The sequence below is a fragment of the Streptomyces sp. NPDC017225 genome, from assembly GCF_044331465.1.
Taxonomy (GTDB): domain Bacteria; phylum Actinomycetota; class Actinomycetes; order Streptomycetales; family Streptomycetaceae; genus Streptomyces.
In genome coordinates this window covers 113,155-132,838 of record NZ_JBIRNE010000007.1, presented here as the reverse complement: position 1 = coordinate 132,838, position 19,684 = coordinate 113,155, and the positions used below count along the sequence as shown (strand labels likewise).

The 19,684-nt window shown below is 71.6% G+C and carries 14 protein-coding genes and 1 pseudogene; 8 read left to right on the top strand and 7 right to left on the bottom strand.

Annotated elements, in window-relative coordinates; genetic code table 11:
• Positions 1-105 precede the first annotated feature (105 nt).
• Positions 106-249 carry a hypothetical protein gene (locus tag ACH4NX_RS18085; RefSeq protein ID WP_398128009.1) on the bottom strand — a complete coding sequence of 48 codons (144 nt, stop codon included), beginning with the start codon at positions 247-249 and terminating at the stop codon, positions 106-108.
• Positions 218-1,558: an OFA family MFS transporter gene (locus ACH4NX_RS18080; RefSeq protein ID WP_398128008.1), complete on the bottom strand. Its 1,341-nt coding sequence runs from the start codon at positions 1,556-1,558 to the stop codon at positions 218-220. Before ACH4NX_RS18080 ends, ACH4NX_RS18085 begins: the two co-directional genes overlap by 32 nt.
• A gap of 174 nt (positions 1,559-1,732) precedes the next feature.
• Here ACH4NX_RS18080 and ACH4NX_RS18075 point away from each other — a divergent pair.
• The 3 genes and pseudogenes from ACH4NX_RS18075 to ACH4NX_RS18065 all read left to right on the top strand — a co-directional run.
• Positions 1,733-1,905, top strand: a pseudogene (locus tag ACH4NX_RS18075) (Fe-S-binding domain-containing protein); the annotation flags it as partial.
• A gap of 21 nt (positions 1,906-1,926) precedes the next feature.
• The gene (gene fdhD, locus ACH4NX_RS18070) at positions 1,927-2,775 is read left to right on the top strand and encodes a formate dehydrogenase accessory sulfurtransferase FdhD (RefSeq protein ID WP_398128007.1); all 849 of its coding nucleotides are present in this window, start codon (positions 1,927-1,929) and stop codon (positions 2,773-2,775) included.
• Positions 2,776-3,084: 309 nt separating this feature from the next.
• Complete coding sequence (locus tag ACH4NX_RS18065) at positions 3,085-4,959, top strand: exo-alpha-sialidase (RefSeq protein ID WP_398128006.1); 1,875 nt, start codon at positions 3,085-3,087, stop codon at positions 4,957-4,959.
• Between the two features lie 20 nt (positions 4,960-4,979).
• Here ACH4NX_RS18065 and ACH4NX_RS18060 read toward each other — a convergent pair whose 3' ends face one another.
• The gene (locus ACH4NX_RS18060) at positions 4,980-6,023 is read right to left on the bottom strand and encodes a bile acid:sodium symporter family protein (protein ID WP_398128005.1); all 1,044 of its coding nucleotides are present in this window, start codon (positions 6,021-6,023) and stop codon (positions 4,980-4,982) included.
• A gap of 169 nt (positions 6,024-6,192) precedes the next feature.
• On the opposite strand from ACH4NX_RS18060, the gene ACH4NX_RS18055 reads away from it, so the two are divergent.
• The 3 genes from ACH4NX_RS18055 to ACH4NX_RS18045 all read left to right on the top strand — a co-directional run bounded on the left by ACH4NX_RS18055 (position 6,193) and on the right by ACH4NX_RS18045 (position 10,052).
• Entirely contained in the window at positions 6,193-7,074 is an 882-nt protein-coding gene (locus ACH4NX_RS18055) for a LysR substrate-binding domain-containing protein (RefSeq protein ID WP_398128004.1), read from the top strand.
• 231 nt (positions 7,075-7,305) lie between these two features.
• Positions 7,306-9,132 carry an AMP-binding protein gene (locus ACH4NX_RS18050; RefSeq protein WP_351396043.1) on the top strand — a complete coding sequence of 609 codons (1,827 nt, stop codon included), beginning with the start codon at positions 7,306-7,308 and terminating at the stop codon, positions 9,130-9,132.
• 83 nt (positions 9,133-9,215) lie between these two features.
• Complete coding sequence (locus ACH4NX_RS18045) at positions 9,216-10,052, top strand: aldo/keto reductase (protein ID WP_351396040.1); 837 nt, start codon at positions 9,216-9,218, stop codon at positions 10,050-10,052.
• 105 nt (positions 10,053-10,157) lie between these two features.
• On the opposite strand, the gene ACH4NX_RS18040 is transcribed toward ACH4NX_RS18045, so the two are convergent.
• The gene (locus tag ACH4NX_RS18040) at positions 10,158-11,066 is read right to left on the bottom strand and encodes a class I SAM-dependent methyltransferase (protein ID WP_351396037.1); all 909 of its coding nucleotides are present in this window, start codon (positions 11,064-11,066) and stop codon (positions 10,158-10,160) included.
• 152 nt (positions 11,067-11,218) lie between these two features.
• Complete coding sequence (locus ACH4NX_RS18035; protein WP_351396034.1) at positions 11,219-12,961, bottom strand: glycoside hydrolase family 6 protein; 1,743 nt, start codon at positions 12,959-12,961, stop codon at positions 11,219-11,221.
• A gap of 507 nt (positions 12,962-13,468) precedes the next feature.
• Here ACH4NX_RS18035 and ACH4NX_RS18030 point away from each other — a divergent pair.
• Entirely contained in the window at positions 13,469-16,390 is a 2,922-nt protein-coding gene (locus tag ACH4NX_RS18030) for a glycoside hydrolase family 48 protein (RefSeq protein WP_398128003.1), read from the top strand.
• 326 nt (positions 16,391-16,716) lie between these two features.
• A complete protein-coding gene (locus tag ACH4NX_RS18025) occupies positions 16,717-16,962 on the top strand; it encodes a hypothetical protein (RefSeq protein WP_398128002.1) in 246 nt (81 codons plus the stop codon).
• Between the two features lie 15 nt (positions 16,963-16,977).
• Here the strand turns inward: ACH4NX_RS18025 and ACH4NX_RS18020 are convergent, their stop codons facing one another.
• On the bottom strand, positions 16,978-18,855 hold the full coding sequence (locus tag ACH4NX_RS18020) for a rhamnogalacturonan lyase (RefSeq protein WP_398128001.1): 1,878 nt from the start codon (positions 18,853-18,855) through the stop codon (positions 16,978-16,980).
• Between the two features lie 86 nt (positions 18,856-18,941).
• The gene (locus ACH4NX_RS18015) at positions 18,942-19,682 is read right to left on the bottom strand and encodes a class I SAM-dependent methyltransferase (RefSeq protein WP_398128000.1); all 741 of its coding nucleotides are present in this window, start codon (positions 19,680-19,682) and stop codon (positions 18,942-18,944) included.
• Positions 19,683-19,684 lie beyond the last annotated feature (2 nt).

Below are 19,684 nucleotides of genomic sequence, written 5' to 3'. Positions count from 1 at the left end.
CGACGGGTACGACGGCAGGTGATACGACAGGAAACGGACGCCTGGCTTGTCGGCTTCGGTCAGCATCCCCGGCGTCCCTCCCCGCGTCCCCGTCCTCGGCGGGCCTCAGCCGGTGAACAACTGGGTCGCCTTCCGGACGAGTTCGTACAGCCCGTAGGCGAGTGGTGCGCCCACCCAGAGCCAGGTGAAGGTGATCAGCGGCCGCCGGCCGGGAAGGTCAGGCGGACTCTGGCTGCTGTCGTCGGGCATCGGTGGCCTCCTTCGGTGTGGGGGCGGCGGGCAGGTGGTGGCGGGCGTGGACCGGACGGACTAGCTCGTTGGCGACGAAGCCGACGACCAGCAGCCCGATCATGATGACGAAGGAGGTCCCGTACAGGGCCGAGCCGTGCCGCCCGGCCTCCTCCTGCCGGTCGGCGACCCAGTTGACGATCAGCGGCCCGAGCACGCCGGCCGTGGACCAGGCGGTGAGCAGCCGTCCGTGGATCGCACCGACCTGGTAGGTGCCGAAGAGGTCCTTGAGGTAGGCGGGGGCCGTGGCGAAGCCGCCGCCGTAGAAGGACAGGACGACGAGGGCGCACAGGACGAACAGCGGCTTGGAGACGTCGCCGAACAGGGCGATCAGCGTGTACATCAGCGCGCCGACGCCGAGGTAGACGCGGTAGATGTTCTTGCGCCCGATCAGGTCGGAGGCCGAGGACCAGCCGATCCGGCCCGCCATGTTGGCGGCCGACAGCAGCGCCACGAATCCCGCGGCGGCGGTCACCGACACCGGTGTGGAGGTGTCGGCGAAGAAGTCGGTGATCATCGGCGCGGCCTTCTCCAGGATGCCGATGCCGGCCGTGACGTTCATGCACAGCACGACCCACAGCAGCCAGAACTGCGGGGTGCGCACGGCGGCGCGCGCCGAGACCTGGACGCCCTCGAGCGCGGCCGGTGAGCCGTCCGCCCGTTCCTTCGGGCGGGGCACCCGTACCAGGAGCACGCCCAGCAGCATGAAGACGGCGTACGTCAGTCCGTGTACGAGGAAGGCGAGCGCGATCCCTGAGTTGTCGGCGCCGAAGGACTTCAGCATCTGCGCCGACCAGGGGGAGGCGATGAGCGCGCCGCCGCCGAATCCCATGATGGCGATGCCGGTGGCCATGCCGGGCCGGTCCGGGAACCACTTGATCAGCGTGGAGACGGGCGAGATGTAGCCGATGCCGAGGCCGATCCCGCCGACGAAACCGTAGCCGAAGACGATCAGCCAGTACTGCTCCACCGCCGCGCCGAGCGCGGAGAGCAGGAAACCGGACGAGAAGCAGACCAGGGCGACGGTCATCGCCCAGCGCGGCCCGTGGCGCTCCACGAGCGTGCCGCCGAACGCGGCCGACAGCCCGAGCATGACGATGCCGAGCTGGAAGGGCAGCGCGCTCTGCGTGCCGCTGAGGCCGAGGGCGGATTCGAGGGGCGGTTTGAACACGGACCAGGCGTAGGCCTGGCCGATGGAGAGGTGGACCGAGAGGGCGGCGGGGGGAACGAGCCAGCGGCTCCAGCCCGGGGGCGCGACGGGGGGACTCATGGGTCCCCCACCGTAGGCAGCGGGAAAGCGGTTGAGAAGACGGTTGAGCAGACAACCACCGTCCTTGCACAAAGCCTTGCCGGGTCAACCTCCATATCGTGGACGATATTTCGCCGACGGAACCGGCCGAATCGCCTGAATCGCCTGAATCGCCCGAATCGGCGCCTGCGTCGGCGGAGCGAGACGACCACGGTGCGCGCGTACCGCGGGGTGGGCCGCAACGTCGCCCTCACGTGCAGGACAATGAGACCGTGAAGGTCATCTCGCCGTACGACGGCCCGGTGACCCACGGCGACCTCCGCATCAAGAGCCGCTTCGGCTACCAGCACGTACAGAACCGGGACTGACCGGCACAAGGGGCACGGACCATGGGACGAGTCACGGAACGACGCAAGGTGATCCGCATCCGGGACGGGGCGGTCTCCACCCGTCCGGACACGCTCGTCGCCGAGGAACCGCTGGAGATCCGGCTCAACGGCAGACCTCTCGCGATCACGATGCGCACCCCGGGCGACGACTTCGCGCTCGCGGCCGGGTTCCTGGTCAGCGAGGGGGTCCTCGCCGAGCAGGACGACCTCCAGAACATCGTCTACTGCGCGGGCGCCACGGCCGACGGCTCCAACACCTACAACGTCGTCGAGGTGCGGACGACGCCGGACGTGCCGATCCCCGACATCACGCTGGAGCGGAACGTCTACACGACCTCCTCCTGCGGGCTGTGCGGCAAGGCGAGCCTGGACGCGGTGCGCACGACGGCCCGCTGGCCCATCGCCGACACTCCCCCGGTCCGCGTCACCCCGGAGCTGCTGGCGGGCCTGCCGGACCGGCTGCGCGCCGCCCAGCGGGTCTTCGACCGGACCGGCGGACTGCACGCGGCGGCCCTGTTCACCGAGGACGGCGAACTCGTGGACGTACGGGAGGACGTGGGCCGGCACAACGCGGTCGACAAGCTGGTCGGCCGCGCGCTGCAGAACGGTGACCTGCCACTGTCCCGGTCGGTTCTGCTGGTGTCGGGGCGGGCCTCCTTCGAGCTGGCGCAGAAGGCCGTGATGGCGGGCATCCCGGTGCTGGCCGCGGTGTCGGCGCCGTCCTCGCTCGCGGTGGACCTGGCCGCCGAGACGGGGCTGACGCTGGTGGGCTTCCTGCGCGGCAGCTCCATGAACGTGTACGCGGGCGAGGACCGGGTGGCCCTGCGGGCCGCGGCCGCCCGGGGCTGACCCGGTTCCCCGCGGCACGGCGGCGGGGGCCCGACCGGTGGGAAGGGCGCCCCGCACCGCGGGGGCTCCGTCCCGGCCCGAGGTCCCCGTGCGCCTTCCTCACGCCTTCCGCGCGTCTTCGCGCCTCCCCCAGGCGTTTTCCACGCTCCTCCCAATCGTTTTCCACGCTCCTCCCAGGCGTCTTCCGCCGTCCCGTCGAACGACACGCGCGCGGGCATACGAGACGTATCAGGCGCGACACGTCCTGATGTACTGATGTCCTGACGACCGGCTCCCTCCCGACCAGCCGCCCGAAGGGCAGACCGTTCCATGCCGTCACCTCCCCGTACGCGTCCGCGCTCCTCCCTGTTTGCCCTCCTCTCCCTGTCCGCCCTGGCCGCCTCCTCGCTCCCCGCCCCCGCCGAAGCCGCGACCAGGGCGCCGGAGTTCGAGCAGCAGGTCCTCTTCAGGGCGGACCGGGACCCCGGCGGCTACGCCTGCTTCCGCATTCCGGCGATCGTCCGGACGACGGACGACACCCTGCTGGCCTTCGCCGAGGGCCGCCTGCTGAACTGCGGGGACGCCGGCGACATCGACATCGTCGTCAAGCGGTCCACCGACGGCGGGCGCACCTGGGGCCCGCTCCGGGTCGTCAACGACGGCGGCGGCGACACCCACGGCAACCCGGCCCCGGTCGTGGACCGCGCCACCGGTCGCGTCCTGCTGGTCGAGACGTACAACGCCGGCCGTACGGACGCCGCCGGCTGCGCGGTGCCCTGCGCCCGCACTCCCCACCTCCAGTACAGCGACGACGACGGCCGCACCTGGTCCGCTCCCCGCGACCTGAGCGCCGGGATCCTGCCGCCCGACTGGAACTCCTGGTACGCCACCGGCCCCGGGCACGGCGTCCAGCTCACCGGCGGCGCCCACCCCGGGCGGCTCGTGGTCGGCGTCAACGCCGAGACCTGGGACGACGACCGGGTCACCGCCAACCACGCGGCACTCGTGGTCAGCGACGACGGCGGCGAACACTGGAGGCTCGGGGCCACCGACACCCGGCCCGTCGCCGCCGACGGCACCTTCCGGCAGAAGCCGTCCGAGCTCACCCTCGCCGAACGCGCCGACGGCACCCTCCTGGTCAGCGGCCGGGAGGAGCACGGCACCGACCTCGGCCACCGCACCCAGGCCGTCAGCCGCGACGGCGGGGACAGCTTCACCGGCCCCTTCAGCGCCCTCCCGGACCTGTACACCCCGCAGGTGCAGGGGGCCCTGCTCCGCCTCGGCGACCGGATGCTGCTGTCCGCGCCGGCCGACCCCGACCGCCGCCGGACGATGACGGTCCGTTCCTCCTACGACGGCGGCGCGACCTGGGACGCCGTGGACCGCGGCACGGTCGTCACCCGCGACTGGTCCGGCTACTCCGACCCGGCCGCCGTCGACGACGAGACGGTGGGCCTGCTGTACGAGGGCGGCACGGCCGACGCCCGCGACGAGATCCGCTTCGCCCGCTTCACCGAGGACTGGCTGCGGCCGCGCCGGGCCGCCGATCCCACCACCCCCGACCTCGCCGCGGGTGCCGCGCCCGCGACCGTGCTCGGCGGCGCCGGGACGACGGACGGCATGGTCGGCGGCGCGCTCGCCCTCGACGGCGCCGACGACGCCGTACGACTGCCGTACGACGAGCGGCTGCCGCTCGGGACCGGGGACTTCACGGTGTCGCTGTGGTTCCGGTACGCGGCGGACGACGGGGAGCAGCCGCTGCTGTGGATGGGCGGGGTCGGCCCCGCACAGCCCCAGGTGTGGCTGCGCGCCGAGCCCGGCAACGGCCGGATCCAGGGGCTGATCACCGCGCGCGAGGGCGGGGCGGCCCCGCGCTCGGCATGGGTGCGCACCGACCACGCCCACAACGACGGGCGTTGGCACCACCTGGCGCTGCGGCGCGGCGGAGGCCGGCTCACGCTGTCCGTCGACGGTACGGCGGCCGGCGCGGCGGACGTGCCGGGCTCGGTCAGCCGGAACTCGCCGTTCGGTGTGCACGTCGGCGAGCGCGTGGACGGCCGGGCCCGCTTCACCGGCGCGATCGACGAGGTGCGCGTGTGGGACCGGGCGCTGACCGACACGGAGATCGGTGCCGGAAACCCGCCCGCGGCCGCCGGGAACACCGTCCTGCACCTGCCCATGGACCGGGTGGAGGCGGGCGGCTGAGGGCGCGCGCTTCCGCCCGCTCAGCGGTTCCCGGTGCCTGCCGTGGGGCGCGGCGGGCCCGCGGACGCCTCGGCCCCCTCTGGCTTCTCGGCCCCCTCTGGCTTCTCGGACGCCGCGACCGCCTCCGGGTCGTGCGACCGGCGCTTGGCGATGACCGCGCACACCATCAGCTGCATCTGGTGGAAGAGCATCAACGGCAGCACGGCCAGCGAGGCCTGGGCGCCGAATAGGACGCTCGCCATCGGCAGTCCGGCGGCGAGGGACTTCTTCGACCCGGCGAACTGGATCGCGATCCGGTCCTCCCGGCCGAAGCGCAGCGCCTTCGCCCCGTACCAGGTCAGCAGCAGCATCACGGCGAGCAGTACGGCCTCGACGGCCAGCAGTCCGGCCAGCCGGGCCGCACTGACCTGGCCCCAGATTCCCCGCACCATGCCCTCGCTGAACGCCGTGTAGACGACGAGGAGGATCGAGCCCCGGTCGACGAGCCCGAGGACCTTCCGGTGCCGGGCGACGAAGCCCCCGACCCAGCGGCGCAGCAGCTGCCCGGCGACGAACGGCACCAGCAGTTGCAGCACGATCGAGACCACCGAGTCGGCCGAGAACCCGCCCCCGCCGCTGCCGAGCAGGGCGGCGGCGAGCAGCGGCGTGAGGACGATGCCCACCAGCGAGGAGAAGGACCCGGCGCAGATCGCGGCGGGCACGTTGCCGCGGGCGATGGAGGTGAAGGCGATGGACGACTGGATGGTCGACGGGACCAGGGTGAGGAAGAGCAGGCCCTGGTGGAGGGGGTCGGTCAGGAAGACCGGGACGAGTCCGCGGGACGCGAGCCCCAGCAGCGGGAAGACGACGAAGGTGCAGGCCAGCACGGTGACGTGCAGCCGCCAGTGCCGCACCCCGTCCATCGCCTCACGGGTGGAGAGCCGGGCGCCGTAGAGGAAGAAGAGGAACGCGATCGCGGCGGTGGAGGCGCCGGAGGCGACGTCCGCGCCCGTGCCGCGGGCCGGCAGCAGCGCCGCGAGGCCCACCGTCCCGAGCAGCAGCAGGATGTACGGGTCGATCGGCATCCAACGCGGCCATCGCAGGCGTTTCACGGTGCTCCACTTGCTCGTTCGCTGTCGTCCGGCGGGGACACGGACGGTTCACGGGTTCCGCTCCATCCTGCTCCCTCACCCAGCGATCGGGAATCCGGTATACCGCTCTGACTGTCATCACGTCGCGCGATAACCTGGAGGGATGTACGACCCCTCCCACCTGCGCACCTTCCTGTCGGTGGCCCAGACGCTGAGTTTCACGCAGGCCGCCCGGCGGCTCGGGCTGCGCCAGTCGACCGTGAGCCAGCACGTGCGGCGGCTGGAGGACGCCACCGGGCGGCAGCTGTTCAGCCGTGACACGCACTCCGTGGAGCTGACGGAGGGCGGCGAGGCGATGCTCGGGTTCGCGCGCCGGATCCTGGAGGTGCACGAGCAGGCGACGGCCTTCTTCACCGGGACCCGGCTGGGCGGCCGGCTGCGGTTCGGGGCGTCCGAGGACTTCGTGCTGACCCGGCTGCCGGAGATCCTGGAGGGCTTCCGGCACGTCCACCCCGAGGTCGACCTGGAGCTGACGGTGGAGCTGTCGGGCACGCTGCACGAGCAGCTGGCCGCCGGGAAGCTCGACCTGGTGCTGGCCAAGCGACGGCCGCAGGACCCCCAGGGCGAGCCGGTCTGGCGGGACCGGCTGGTGTGGATCGGCGCGGAGCGGCTGCGCCTCGACCCGGACCGTCCGGTGCCGCTCATCGTGTATCCACCGCCGGGCATCACCCGCGCGCTCGCGCTGGACGCCCTGCGGCGGCAGGGCCGCGAGTGGCGCGTCGCGTGCACCAGCGGCAGCCTCAACGGCCTGATCGCGGCGGCCCGGGCGGGCCTCGGCGTGATGGCGCACGCGCGCGGGCTCATCCCGCCCGGGCTGGTACGGGTGCCGGAGCGGGCGGGACTGCCCGAGCTGGGCCGGGTCGACTTCGTACTGGTCCACGGCCGCCGCCACGCCTCGGCGCGGGGCGCGGCGGACGCCCTGGCGTCGGCGATCCTGGCGGGCGGCGACCGGTTGCACCGGCCGCGGCGGACCGGCCTCGGATAGCCGGGCGTACCGACGGTAAGCAGGTCGTACAGATTCGGTGGAGATAACCGCACCGAAACTTGCTCAACGGTCAGGAAAGTGTCCGACCCTTCCCCATGTGAGCGCATTTCCGCGCGCTGACCAGCGCGAACACAAGCGCTGTCCATCTTTTGCGCCCCTCCCGCCCCCGTTCGGCGTGGGGTAGCTTTCACCGCGCTGTGCGGGGGCGTCACGAGAAGCGGGGAGCGGGGTTTGCGCGAGTTCAGCAGTCCTCCGTCGGCGTCGGCACCGCCGGTGGGCGGTCTCGCCGACGTCGTCTTCCGGCACGCCCGGGAGGATCCGCGGCACATCGCGCTCGGCCGCAAGGACGACGCCGGGCGGTGGCGGGACGTGACCGCCGGGGCGTTCCGCGACGAGGTGCTGGCCCTCGCCAAGGGCCTGCTCGCCCAGGGCGTCCGCTTCGGCGACCGGGTCGCCATCATGTCCCGCACCCGCTACGAGTGGACCCTCTTCGACTTCGCCCTGTGGACGATCGGCGCCCAGGTGGTGCCCGTCTACCCGACCTCGTCGGCCGAGCAGTGCGTGTGGATGCTGTACGACGCCGAGGTGACGGCCGCGGTCGTGGAGCACGAGGACCACGCGATGACGATCGCCACCGTCATCGACCGGCTGCCGCGCCTGCGCGACCTGTGGCAGCTCGACTCCGGCGCCGTCCAGGAGCTGTACGAGGCGGGCGCCCATCTCGACGACGACGTGGTGCACCGGCACCGGAAGGCGATCACGCCCGACACGCCCGCCACCGTCATCTACACCTCGGGCACCACCGGCCGCCCCAAGGGATGTGTCATCTCGCACGGCAACTTCATGTACGAGGCGGACACCGTCATCGAGCGCTGGGAGCCGGTGTTCCACTCCAGGAAGGGCGACGAGGCGGCGACGCTGCTCTTCCTGCCGCTCGCCCATGTCTTCGGCCGGATGGTGGAGGTCGCGGCGATCCGCGGCCGGGTCCGCTTCGGGCACCAGCCGCAGCTGAACGCCGCCGCCCTGCTGCCCGACCTGGCGGCCTTCGGGCCGACGTTCATCCTGGCGGTGCCGTACATCTTCGAGAAGGTGTTCAACGCGGCCCGGCGCAAGGCCGAGAAGGAGGGGAAGGCCGGTCCCTTCGAGAAGGCCGTCGACGTGGCCGTGAAGTACGCGGAGGCGGTGGAGGCGAAGGCCTGGGGCACCGGCCCCGGCCCGTCGGCGGGGCTGCGCGTGCAGCACCAGCTCTTCGACAAGCTCGTCTACGCCAAGGTGCGGGCGGCGATGGGCGGGCGCCTGCGCAACGCCATGTCGGGCGGTTCGGCGATGGACCGGCGGCTCGGCCTGTTCTTCGCGGGCGCGGGCGTGCGGATCTACGAGGGATACGGCCTGACCGAGTCCACGGCGGCGGCCACCGCCAACCCGCCCGAGCGCACCCGCTTCGGCACCGTCGGGGTGCCCGTGCCCGGCGTCACCGTGCGCCTCGCGGACGACGGCGAGATCTGGCTGAACGGCGACAACGTCTTCCAGGGCTACCTCAACAACCCGAAGGCCACCCACGAGAGCCTGCGGGACGGCTGGCTGGCCACCGGCGACCTGGGCGCGCTGGACGAGGACGGTTACCTCACCATCACCGGCCGCAAGAAGGAGATCCTGGTGACCTCCGGCGGCAAGAGCGTCTCACCGGGTCTGCTGGAGGAACGCGTCCGGGACCATCCGCTGGTCGACCAGTGCATCGTCGTCGGCAACGACCGGCCCTACGTCGCCGCTCTCATCACCCTCGACCAGGAGGCCGTCGACCACTGGCTGACGATGCGCAACAAGCCCCGGCCGCCCGCGGCCGAGCTGGTCCACGACGCCGACCTGGAGACGGAGGTCCGGCGCGCGGTCGTGGCGGCCAACACGCTGGTGTCGCAGGCCGAGTCGATCCGCACGTTCCGTGTCCTCGCGCAGCCGTTCACCGAGGAGCACGGGCTGCTGACGCCCTCGCTGAAACTGAAGCGCAAGGCCATCGAGAAGGCCTACGGCAGCGAGGTCGAGGCGCTGTACACAGCGTGAGTTCGCGGGTCAGGAATGCATTACGGGCCGTGATCGTTGACGATGTGAGTACCACCTGACCACAACCGAAGGATCAAGAGCTCGTGAGCAGCAAGGTCCCCCCGATCATCCTGAACAACGGCGTCGAGATGCCCCAGCTGGGCTTCGGCGTCTGGCAGGTTCCGGACGGCGAGGCCGAGACGGCCGTCGCCCACGCGCTGGAGGCCGGGTACCGCAGCATCGACACAGCGGCGATCTACGGCAATGAAGAGGGCACCGGCAAGGCGATCGCCGCCTCGGGCGTCGCCCGCGAGGACCTCTTCGTCACCACCAAGCTCTGGAACAACGACCAGGGATACGACTCCACCCTCCGCGCCTTCGACACGTCGCTGGCGAAGCTGGGCCTGGAGTACGTCGACCTGTACCTGATCCACTGGCCCATGCCGGCCAAGGAGCGGTACGTCGACACGTACAAGGCGTTCGAGAAGCTGCACGCCGACGGCCGCGTCCGGGCCATCGGCGTCTCCAACTTCTACCCGGAGCACCTGGAGCGGCTGATCGGCGAGACGTCGGTCATCCCGGCGGTCAACCAGATCGAGCTGCACCCGCACCTCCAGCAGCACGCCGCCCGTGAGTACCACGCGGAGCAGGGCATCGCCACCGAGGCCTGGTCCCCGCTCGGCCAGGGCAAGGGCCTGCTGGAGGTCCCGGCGATCGTGGCGATCGCCCAGAAGCACGGCCGCACCCCGGCCCAGGTCGTGCTGCGCTGGCACCTCCAGATCGGCAACGTGGTGATCCCGAAGTCCGTGACGCCGTCCCGGATCAAGGAGAACATCGACGTGTTCGGCTTCGCCCTGGACACCGAGGACCTCGCGGCGATCAGCGCGCTGAACGAGGACCGGCGGCTGGGATTCGACCCGGCGGAGTTCAACGGAGAATGACCGACGGGGGATGAGGCGCTCCCCCGCGCGAAGGGGCCCGGCCAGTGCGGCCGGGCCCCTTCGCGGATCTCGGCCGGGCTGCCCCGGCCGCCGCCGGCCACCCGGTCAGGAAGGCCGCCGGGCCGTGTAGACCGTGTGCGCCACCAGCACGAACACGTCCTGGCGCCGGTGCACGCTCGCCTCGTCCCCGGGGTCGAGCAGCCGGTCCAGGGTGGCCCGGTCGCCCGCGTCCAGACCGTCCCCGACCCGGTCGCGCATCCGGGACAACGAGGAGACGACGTACGCGCGGGCCTCCTGCGGAACGGGCGCGGGCAGGTCGAGCAGGAAGCTCCGGGTGCCGCTGTGCTCGAGTCCCGCCGAGGTCATCAGCGCCGGCCAGTCCTCGGTCACGGCCACCGTGCCGGGCAGGCTCGCGCGCATCTCCGCGAAGAAGTCCTCCTCCACGGCGTGCATCCTGGCCTGCAGCCCGGGACGCCCGATGCCGAGGTCGCGGGGCAGGAACCGGGCGGGCAGTCCGCCCTCCAGGACCGCCAGGGTGCCGCCGGGTGCCAGGTGCCCGGCGAGCGCGGCGAGGGCCGCGCGCTGGTCTCCGAGGTGGTGCAGGCTCTGGCTGGCCCACAGCAGGTCGGCGGGGTAGTCGAGTTCGCCCAGTACGCCGGGCAGGTCACCGGCGAGGGTGCCGAAGCGGTCGCCGACGCCGAGCCGGGCGGCGCGGGAGCGGGCCCGCTCCAGCAGCGGTCCGGCGCCGTCGACGGCGATGACACGGGCGCCGGGGAAGGTGTCGGCGAACAGGCAGGAGACGACGCCGGGTCCGCTGCCGACGTCGACGACCAGGCCGGGCTCGGTCACCTCGCGTGCCAGCCAGGTCATGGCCTGCCGGTACAGCGGCGTGTACAGCTCCGCCTGCGCCTCCAGCAGCGGGGCCATCTCGGCCCAGTCCATATGGTCGTGATTGTGGTCGTGGTCGTGGCCGTGGCCGTGTACGGAGTCGTGCTGGTGGTGGTCGTGCGCCATGGTGGTCAGCCTCCCGTTCGCGATGCCGCCAGGGTGCGACGACTCACCGCGTCGGGGCAAATCAAGTTGCCGCAATCGCAAAAACACACCACCGGGGCCCGGCCCGAGGACCGGACCCCGACGGCGTCACCTACGCGGGACCCCGCTTACGCCTACGGCAGCGGCGGGTAGGCGTTCTTCATCAGCTCCTGGAACTGGGCGGAGAACCAGTGCCCGGACACCGGGGCGTTGTCCAGGGCGCCCGACAAGTTGTTGCCGTTGCGCTCGTTGCCCTCGTACGTCGGGTCGCACATCCGGTCGAAGCCCTTGCCCTCGTCGTTGTCGATCGGCTCGCTCGCGCCGTCGGACTCGCCCGGGGGCTTCATCCAGACGTACGCGTCGATCCCGGCGGCGGGAGAGGCCTGCGGGCGTTCACCGAGGCCGGCTCCGGACTGGTTGCACCAGTTGCCGAGGTGGATGCGGCGGTCGTAGCGGCCCCCGTCCACGTAGGCGTCGACGCTGGTCTGCGGGCCGGGACCGGCGGGCCGGGCCGTGCCGCCCCAGCCGTTGCGGGAGGTGTCGATCAGCATGCCGAGGTTCTGGTCGAAGCCGAGTGTGACCAGCTTGTCGCGCATGGCCTGGGCGTAGGAGAGCTCGTCGGTGTACTGGTTCCAGTCCACCCAGCCGGACTGGCGCACGGGGGTTCCGTTCACGGAGTCCGTGATCTTGAAGTTCTCCTCCTTCAGGGCGCTGTAGTTGGCGGTGTTGACGATGAAGCCGTGCACGTCGTCGACGGTCGCCCCCTCGGTGGTGGCGGCGGTCTTGAACATCTCGGCGGAGGGGTCGAAGTTGCTGTCCCAGCCGAGCCAGCCGTGGTGGCCGGCGTCGACGTAGTTGTAGACGTTGGCGGTGTCGCCGAGCTTGTTCAGGGCGTAACCGACGCCCTTCTGGTAGTTGCCGTTGGCCTTCATCTCGTCGCAGTTCTTCGTGGCGGTCGGCCGCCCGGAGACGTTGGTGACGAGGTTGGGCAGCGAGTCGATCTCGACCGTGGTGACGATCCTGAGGTCCGCGTACTTCGGGTCGGCCAGGATCGCGGCGATCGGGTCGATGTACTCGGTCTTGTACCGGTCGATCTCCGTCGCGTCCAGCTCGCCGTTGGAGGCGAGGGCCGCGCAGTCACGGCCGGGCAGGTTGTAGATGACCAGCTGGATGGCGAGTTCGCCGGAGCCCTTCTGCACCAGCGCCTCGTCGAGGTGGTCACGCAGGCCCATGCCGCCGTTCACGCCCTCGATGGCGGCGATCCGGTCGAGCCACACGCCGGTGGGCTGGTCGGAGATGCGGTCACCGCCGGGTTCGGCGGCGGCCTTCTCCTGCCACTCGGGGTTCACGTAGACCTTGGCGCCGTCGTAGGGGTTGTCCACCCGGTCGGACGGGCCACCGGGGTCCGGCGGGTCGGTCGGGTCGGGGTCGGTCGGGCCCGGGTCGGTCGGGCCGCCGTCGTCGACGTTGCAGGTCTCGCCGTTGAGGGTGAAGGTGGCCGGGATCGCGTTGCTGCCGCTGTAGGTGGCCTGGAAGCCGAAGCTCGCCGAACCGCCCGTGGACAGGGTGCCGTTGTACGACTCGTTGGCCGCGGTGACGGCGGCACCGCTCTGGCTGACCTTCGCGTTCCAGCTGTTGCTGACCTTCTGGCTGCCGGCGTACGTCCACCCCAGCGACCAGCTGGAGGTGGCGGCGCCGTTGTTGGTGACGGTCACGGCCGCGGTGAAGCCGCTGCCCCAGTCGTTCTGTACCTCGTAGTCGACGGTGCAGGGGACGGCCGCCGCGCCGGCGTTCGCGGAATGGGCTGCGAAGGCCGTGCCGGACGCCCCGGCGACCAGCGTCAGGGCAGCGAGCATCGCGGTTCTGCTACGGGTCATGAGTGCGGGTTCCTTCTTTCGTGGGGGTGCGGGTGCTGTCGTCCGGGGCCGCGCGCCAACTGGGCGCGGCCCGCTGCCGAACGGCATGGGGGTGCCGTGTCCGGAGATCAGGAACGGCCCGCGGGCACGGTGGGACCGCCCGGGGGATGTGCGAGCCGGCACGCCGGCCGATGACGCGTGGGACTGGCCGCGACCGCGGCTAAAAGTCCTGAACACGGAAGGTGGAGCGGGGGGTGTCGCATGAGCGACTCCTTGCAGTTCGGGCGCGCCGTGACGAACGCGTCGACTGATGGAACCGCTCCCACTGGTGCCGATGAAGGTAGCGCCAAGTGACGGTGAAGAACAGAGGAGTCACCGACTTTCTCGCGGCGACGACTGTCGAATCTTTTCGACTGTTCACACCTCTTGACCGCTATGGACCCGCTCTTCACTATGGGAGCGCTCCCACTGGTTCAAGGCTTGTTGCTCCTCCCCCACCGCCCCCGAGCCGCAGGAGGAACCAGCACCATGCACCCCCGACACAGACCCGGACGCCGCACCACGCGGCGACTGTGGACGGCCGCGCTGGCGGCACTCGCGCTCCCCCTCACGATGGTGGGCACCGGCTCGACTCCCGCCCAGGCGGCCGCCCTCCAGTGCGGCGTGGACTACCGGACCAACGACTGGGGCTCCGGCTTCACCGCGGAGCTGACGCTGACCAACCGCGGCGGCGACGCCATCGACGGCTGGACGCTGACGTACGACTACGCGGGCGACCAGAAGCTGACCAACGGCTGGAACGGCACCTGGTCCCAGTCCGGCCGGACCGTCACCGTGAAGAACGCCTCGTACAACGCGAGGATCGCCGCCGGGGCCGCCGTCTCCACCGGCGGGCAGTTCACGTACAGCGGCACCAACGCCGCGCCGGCCGGCTTCGCGGTCAACGGCACCACGTGCGCCGGCGCGCACCAGCCGCCCATCACCGTGCTGACCAGCCCGGATGCGGGCGCGGTGTACTCGCAGGGCGAGGCGGTCCCGCTGGCGGCCACGGCGGCCGCCGCCGACGACGCCACGATCAGCAAGGTGGAGTTCTACGACGACACCACGCTGCTGGGTACGGACACCAGCCCGCCCTTCACGCACTCCGCCTCTGGCTTGACCGTGGGCAGTCATTCCCTGGTGGCGAAGGCGTACGACAGCACGGGTGCCTCCGCGAGCTCGACGCCGGTCGGCATCACGGTCGCCTCGGGACCGACCGTGGTGGCCACCCCCGCCCAACTGGGTGTTCAGCAGGGCGAGTCCGGAACGTACGAGGTGAAGCTCTCGAAGCAGCCGACCGCGAACGTCACGGTGGCCACGGCCCGCGCGAGCGGCAACACCGGCCTGACCGTCTCGGGCGGGGCGAGCCTCACCTTCACCCCGTCGAACTGGGACACCGCCCAGGAGGTGACCATCGCGGCCGACGCCTCCGGCACCGGCTCGGCCCTCTTCGAGTCGACGGCCCCCGGCCACGGCAAGGCCGCGGTCAACGTGACCCAGCTGGCCGCCGCGAAGGACTACGACGCCCGCTTCCTGGAGCTCTACGGGAAGATCACGGATCCGGCGAACGGCTACTTCTCGCCCGAGGGCATCCCGTACCACTCGGTCGAGACGCTGATCGTCGAGGCGCCGGACCACGGGCACGAGACCACGTCCGAGGCATACAGCTACCTGCTGTGGCTCCAGGCCATGTACGGCAAGGTCACCGGCGACTGGTCGCGGTTCAACAACGCCTGGGAGATCATGGAGACGTACATGATCCCCACGCACGCCGACCAGCCGTCCAACTCGGCCTACAACGCCTCGAAACCGGCGACGTACGCACCCGAGCTGGACACGCCGGAGGAGTACCCGGCGCCGCTGGACGGCGCGGTCTCCGTCGGCCCGGACCCGATCGCCGCCGAGCTGAAGTCGGCCTACGGCACGGACGACGTCTACGGCATGCACTGGCTCCAGGACGTCGACAACACCTACGGCTACGGCAACTCGCCCGGCAACTGCGAGGCGGGTCCGTCGGACACCGGCCCGTCGTACATCAACACCTTCCAGCGCGGCGCGCAGGAGTCGGTGTGGGAGACGGTGCCGCAGCCGACCTGCGACGCCTTCAAGTACGGCGGCGAGAACGGCTATCTGGACCTCTTCACCGGCGACGCGTCCTACGCCGAGCAGTGGAAGTTCACCAACGCCCCGGACGCCGACGCGCGAGCCGTGCAGGCCGCCTACTGGGCGGACATCTGGGCCGAGGAGCAGGGCAGGGGCGACGAGATCGCCGGGACCCTGGACAAGGCCGCCAAGATGGGCGACTACCTGCGCTACGCCATGTTCGACAAGTACTTCAAGAAGGTCGGCGACTGCGTGGGGCCGACGAGCTGCCCGGCCGGCACCGGCAAGGACTCCTCGCACTACCTGCTGTCCTGGTACTACGCCTGGGGCGGCGCCGTGGACAGCTCGGCGGGCTGGGCCTGGCGCATCGGCTCCAGCCACACCCACGGCGGCTACCAGAACCCGCTGGCCGCGTACGCGCTGAGCACCTACGACGACCTGAAGCCCAAGTCGGCCACGGGCGCGCAGGACTGGGCCAAGTCGCTCGACCGGCAGGTCGAGTTCTACCGCTGGCTGCAGTCCGACGAGGGTGCCATCGCGGGCGGCGCGACCAACAGCTGGGCGGGCCGGTACGCGACGCCGCCGGCCGGTACGCCGACCTTCTACGGCATGTACTACGACGAGAAGCCCGTGTACCACGACCCGCCGTCCAACCAGTGGTTCGGCTTCCAGGCGTGGTCCATGGAGCGGGTCGCCGAGTACTACCAGCAGAGCGGCGACGCGGCGGCCGAGGAGGTCCTGGACAAGTGGGTCGACTGGGCGCTGTCGGAGACGACGGTCAACCCTGACGGCACCTTCCGGATCCCCGCGACGATGCGGTGGTCGGGGCAGCCGGACACCTGGAACGCCTCCTCCCCGGGTGACAACAGCGACCTGCACGTCACCGTCTCGGACTACACCAACGACGTCGGTGTGGCGGCGGCGTACGCCAAGACCCTGACGTACTACGCCGACCGCTCGGGCGACACGGAGGCGGCCGCGACGGCCAAGGCGCTGCTCGACGGCATGTGGGAGCACAACCAGACCGCGCTCGGCATCGCCGTCCCGGAGACCCGCGCCGACTACAACCGCTTCGACGACCCGGTGCACGTCCCGGACGGCTGGAGCGGCACCATGCCGAACGGCGACACGATCGACGCGTCGTCGACCTTCTCCTCGATCCGCTCCTTCTACCAGGACGACCCGGCCTGGTCGAAGATCGAGAGCTATCTCGCGGGCGGTGCCGCGCCCACGTTCACGTACCACCGGTTCTGGGCCCAGGCGGACATAGCCCTCGCCATGGGCTCGTACGCGGAGCTACTGGAATAGCCCCCGCGAGGCGCTCCGCGGGCCGGGCGGTTCTCCGGCCCCGGTAGCGCTTGACGGCTCCGCGTACACGGTCTTGTCACCGGACGACGAGACCACCCGACCGGGCGGCCCCCACCCACACCGGGGGCCGCCCGGTCCTCGCGCGTTCCGCTCCCTCCTCGGGACCGGGTCTGTGAGGGGGGAGGGCCGCCCGGGAGGGCGCGTGCGGACGGCGCGTTCTCCCGCCTCCGTGACCAGTGCGCCCGTTTCACGCCCTTGTGGCCCCGCTGTACTTCTTCGACCGTTGTGGGAGTGGGAGTGGTGGTGGCGAGGACAGGGGGCGCCGCATGGCGCGAACGTGGGAGGGCACGGCCGGGCGGCTGTCGCTCGCACTGGCGGTGCTGCTGCACCGGACGGTCGCGGGCGAGGCCGCGAAGAAGAGACTCCAGAACTGGCGGGACTCCGCTCTGCGCGGTGCGCACCGGCGGGGTCTGCCGGTGGAGGTGATCGCTGCCCGGACGCGGCTGTCCCAGAGCCGGGTCCGTGCGGTGGTCACCGGCGGGAAGCCCCCGCCGGTGGACCGGGCCGCCTGAAGGGGCGGACGGGGTTCAGGGCGTGCGGACCGCCGGCCTGGGTGCCGTCGGCATCCCGCTGCCGATGAAGAAGCTCGGGTGCGGGGGCTGGTTGTAAGCCGTGTTCTGCCAGGCCAGGGCCGTGCGGTACTGGGTGTCGTGCAGGAGGGTCGTGATCCTCCGGTCCGTGTCGTGCGGGGTGGAGTAGATGCGCAGGGCCGTGTTGTTGGTGCTGCGCCAGACGACCTCCTCGCGCCAGTCGCCGAGGATGTCGCCGGCGAGGACCGGTGTGGCCTTCGTGCCGTTGTCGGAGACGACGCCGGAGCCGGTGAGGAGGCGGGTGTCGCCGGAGGTGCCGTACTTGTCGACGCGGGTGCCGTCGAGGAGTTCGCGGACGGGGTCGCCGTCCCACCAGGACAGGAAGTTCGCGCTGGAGGGCTTGCGGCTGTTCACGACCGTGCCCTTCGGGTCGCGGATGCCGCTCTCGGCCGACGACCAGGACTCGGCGCCCGCGCTGCCGGACCAGATGTCGGCGGAAACACCCCGGCCGTTGTCGCCGCTCGCACCGGTGGACCAGATGACCTGGCCCGTGCGCGCGTCCGCCATCCACGACGACGGCTTCGAGCTGTCCTCGTCGACCTTGAACTCCTCCAGGCCCGCGCGGGACGGGTCGAGGTCTCCGACGTGCATGGCGTCGCCGTGGCCGTTCCTCGTGGTCCACAGTCCGTGGCCGTTGTCGTCGACGGCCATCGCGCCGTAGACGATCTCGTCCCTGCCGTCGCCGTCGACGTCGGCGACGGACAGCTGGTGGTTGCCCTGGCCGTCGTAGCCCTTGCCGGCGTTGGTGGAGGAGTTGGTGTCGAAGGTCCAGCGTCGGGTGAACCGTCCGTCGCGCCAGTCCCAGGCGGCGATCACCGAGCGCGTGTAGTAGCCGCGCGCCATGATCAGGGAGGGGCGGGAGCCGTCCAGGTACGCCGTGCCGGCCAGGAAGCGGTCGACGCGGTTGCCGTAGGAGTCGCCCCAGGAGGAGACGTTGCCCCGGGCGGGGACGTAGTCGACGGTGCCCATCGCCCTGCCGGTCTGCCCGTCGAACATGGTCAGGTACTCGGGGCCGGAGAGGATGTAGCCGGAGGAGTTGCGGTGGTCGGCCGAGGAGCTGCCGATGACCGCGCCGGTGCCGTCCCTCGTGCCGTCGGCGGTCTTCATGGCGACCTCGGCCCTGCCGTCGCCGTCGTAGTCGTACACCTGGAACTGCGTGTAGTGGGCGCCGGAGCGGATGTTGCGGCCCAGGTCGACGCGCCACAGCCGGGTGCCGTCGAGCCTGATGCCGTCGACGATCGTGTTGCCCGTGTAGCCGGACTGCGAGTTGTCCTTGGCGTTCGTCGGCTGCCACTTGAGGACGATGTCCAGCGCGCCGTCGCCGTCGAGGTCGCCGACGGAGGCGTCGTTGGCCTCGTAGGTGTAGGAGACGCCGTCGGGTGTGGTGCCGCCGGACGGAGCGCTGATCGGCACGTCCTTGTAGCCGGCCCGGAACTGGATCGCGTGGACCGAGTCGCCCTGCTCCGTACCGCCCACGACCGCGCGGACGGTGTAGTCGGCGTGGGAGGGGGCGCCGGAGTGGAAGTAGGTGGTGGAGCCGGTGACCGGTGCGGGGTTGACCTTCGTGCCGGCCCGGTAGACGTTGAACGACACGTCGTCCGGGTCGGTGCCCAGCCAGCGCCAGCTGACCAGGTTGCCGTCACCGGTGTGGACGCTGACCACGCCCCGGTCGAGGGCCTCGACCTGCCGGGCGGTGGCGGCCTCGGCGGTGTCGGTGGTGAGTGCCGTCAGACCGGTGCCGACGAGGCCTGCGGCGGCGAGGGCGGCGCCCAGGACGAGCGGACGGCGTCTGCGGTTCTTGTGGGGGTGCCTCACGGGTCGAACCTCCTGGAGGACGGATGGATTCCGTCTGTGGGTCGCCGCCCGGGGCCGCCGGGTTGCCGCCGCCGGCCCACGGCTTCCTACGGCCTCGCGAACGCTCGCAGGGTGAAGACCGGATCGGGGCGCGGCCGTTCCTGGTCGGGGAGGGCCGCGAGCCGGGCGGCGAAGCGCTCCGCGAGCGGGTCGCCCGGCGGCAGTGTGACGAACCAGCCGCGTCGCAGGTCGGCGACCGTGCGACGGGGGCTGCGGCCCTGACCCTGCCCGGTGAACCGGGCCTGCCCCGCCGGGTTCAGGCCGTGGTCGCGGGCGTACGACTCGACGAGGGCGGCGGCGTCGTGGGCGGTGCTGGGCGGGCGGGAGGCCAGCACGGCGTCGATGTCGCTGCCCACGTTGTGCGAGGCGCCCTTGTCGACCGTCGTCACGTACACCCCGCCGGGCCGCAGGACACGGGCGCACTCGCCGACGATCGCCCGCACGTTCTCGGCGCCACCGGCGAGGTGCAGCAGCCATACGTTGCTGACGGCGTCGAACTCCCCGTCCCGGAAGGGCAGTCGGCGGCTGTCGGCCAGCACGACGGCGCCGGGCAGCCGGGCGGCGGCGTAGCGGGCCATGGCGGGGGCGAGGTCGGCGCCGGTCACGCGCATGCCGTCGCGTCCGGCGGCGAGGCGCCGGGTGACGATGCCGGTGCCGCAGGCGACGTCGAGCAGGCTGCGCGCCTGCCGCGGCACGAGGCTCAGTACGGCCCGCGCGGCGGCCTCGGCGCGGGGCTCGCCGCCTCGGGAGGCGTCGTACCGTTCCGCTTCCTTGTCGTAGTCGAGCACAT

Excerpts from the sequence above, each read along its gene's own strand:
- ACH4NX_RS18040 (WP_351396037.1), bottom strand. The coding sequence starts at position 11,066 with ATGGCGCACGACCACCACCAGCACGACTCCGTACACGGCCACGGCCAC.
- ACH4NX_RS18030 (WP_398128003.1), top strand. The coding sequence starts at position 13,469 with ATGCACCCCCGACACAGACCCGGACGCCGCACCACGCGGCGACTGTGG.
- fdhD (WP_398128007.1), top strand. The coding sequence starts at position 1,927 with ATGGGACGAGTCACGGAACGACGCAAGGTGATCCGCATCCGGGACGGG.
- ACH4NX_RS18085 (WP_398128009.1), bottom strand. The coding sequence starts at position 249 with ATGCCCGACGACAGCAGCCAGAGTCCGCCTGACCTTCCCGGCCGGCGG.
- ACH4NX_RS18035 (WP_351396034.1), bottom strand. The coding sequence starts at position 12,961 with ATGACCCGTAGCAGAACCGCGATGCTCGCTGCCCTGACGCTGGTCGCC.
- ACH4NX_RS18055 (WP_398128004.1), top strand. The coding sequence starts at position 6,193 with ATGTACGACCCCTCCCACCTGCGCACCTTCCTGTCGGTGGCCCAGACG.
- ACH4NX_RS18025 (WP_398128002.1), top strand. The coding sequence starts at position 16,717 with ATGGCGCGAACGTGGGAGGGCACGGCCGGGCGGCTGTCGCTCGCACTG.
- ACH4NX_RS18080 (WP_398128008.1), bottom strand. The coding sequence starts at position 1,558 with ATGAGTCCCCCCGTCGCGCCCCCGGGCTGGAGCCGCTGGCTCGTTCCC.
- ACH4NX_RS18060 (WP_398128005.1), bottom strand. The coding sequence starts at position 6,023 with ATGCCGATCGACCCGTACATCCTGCTGCTGCTCGGGACGGTGGGCCTC.
- ACH4NX_RS18065 (WP_398128006.1), top strand. The coding sequence starts at position 3,085 with ATGCCGTCACCTCCCCGTACGCGTCCGCGCTCCTCCCTGTTTGCCCTC.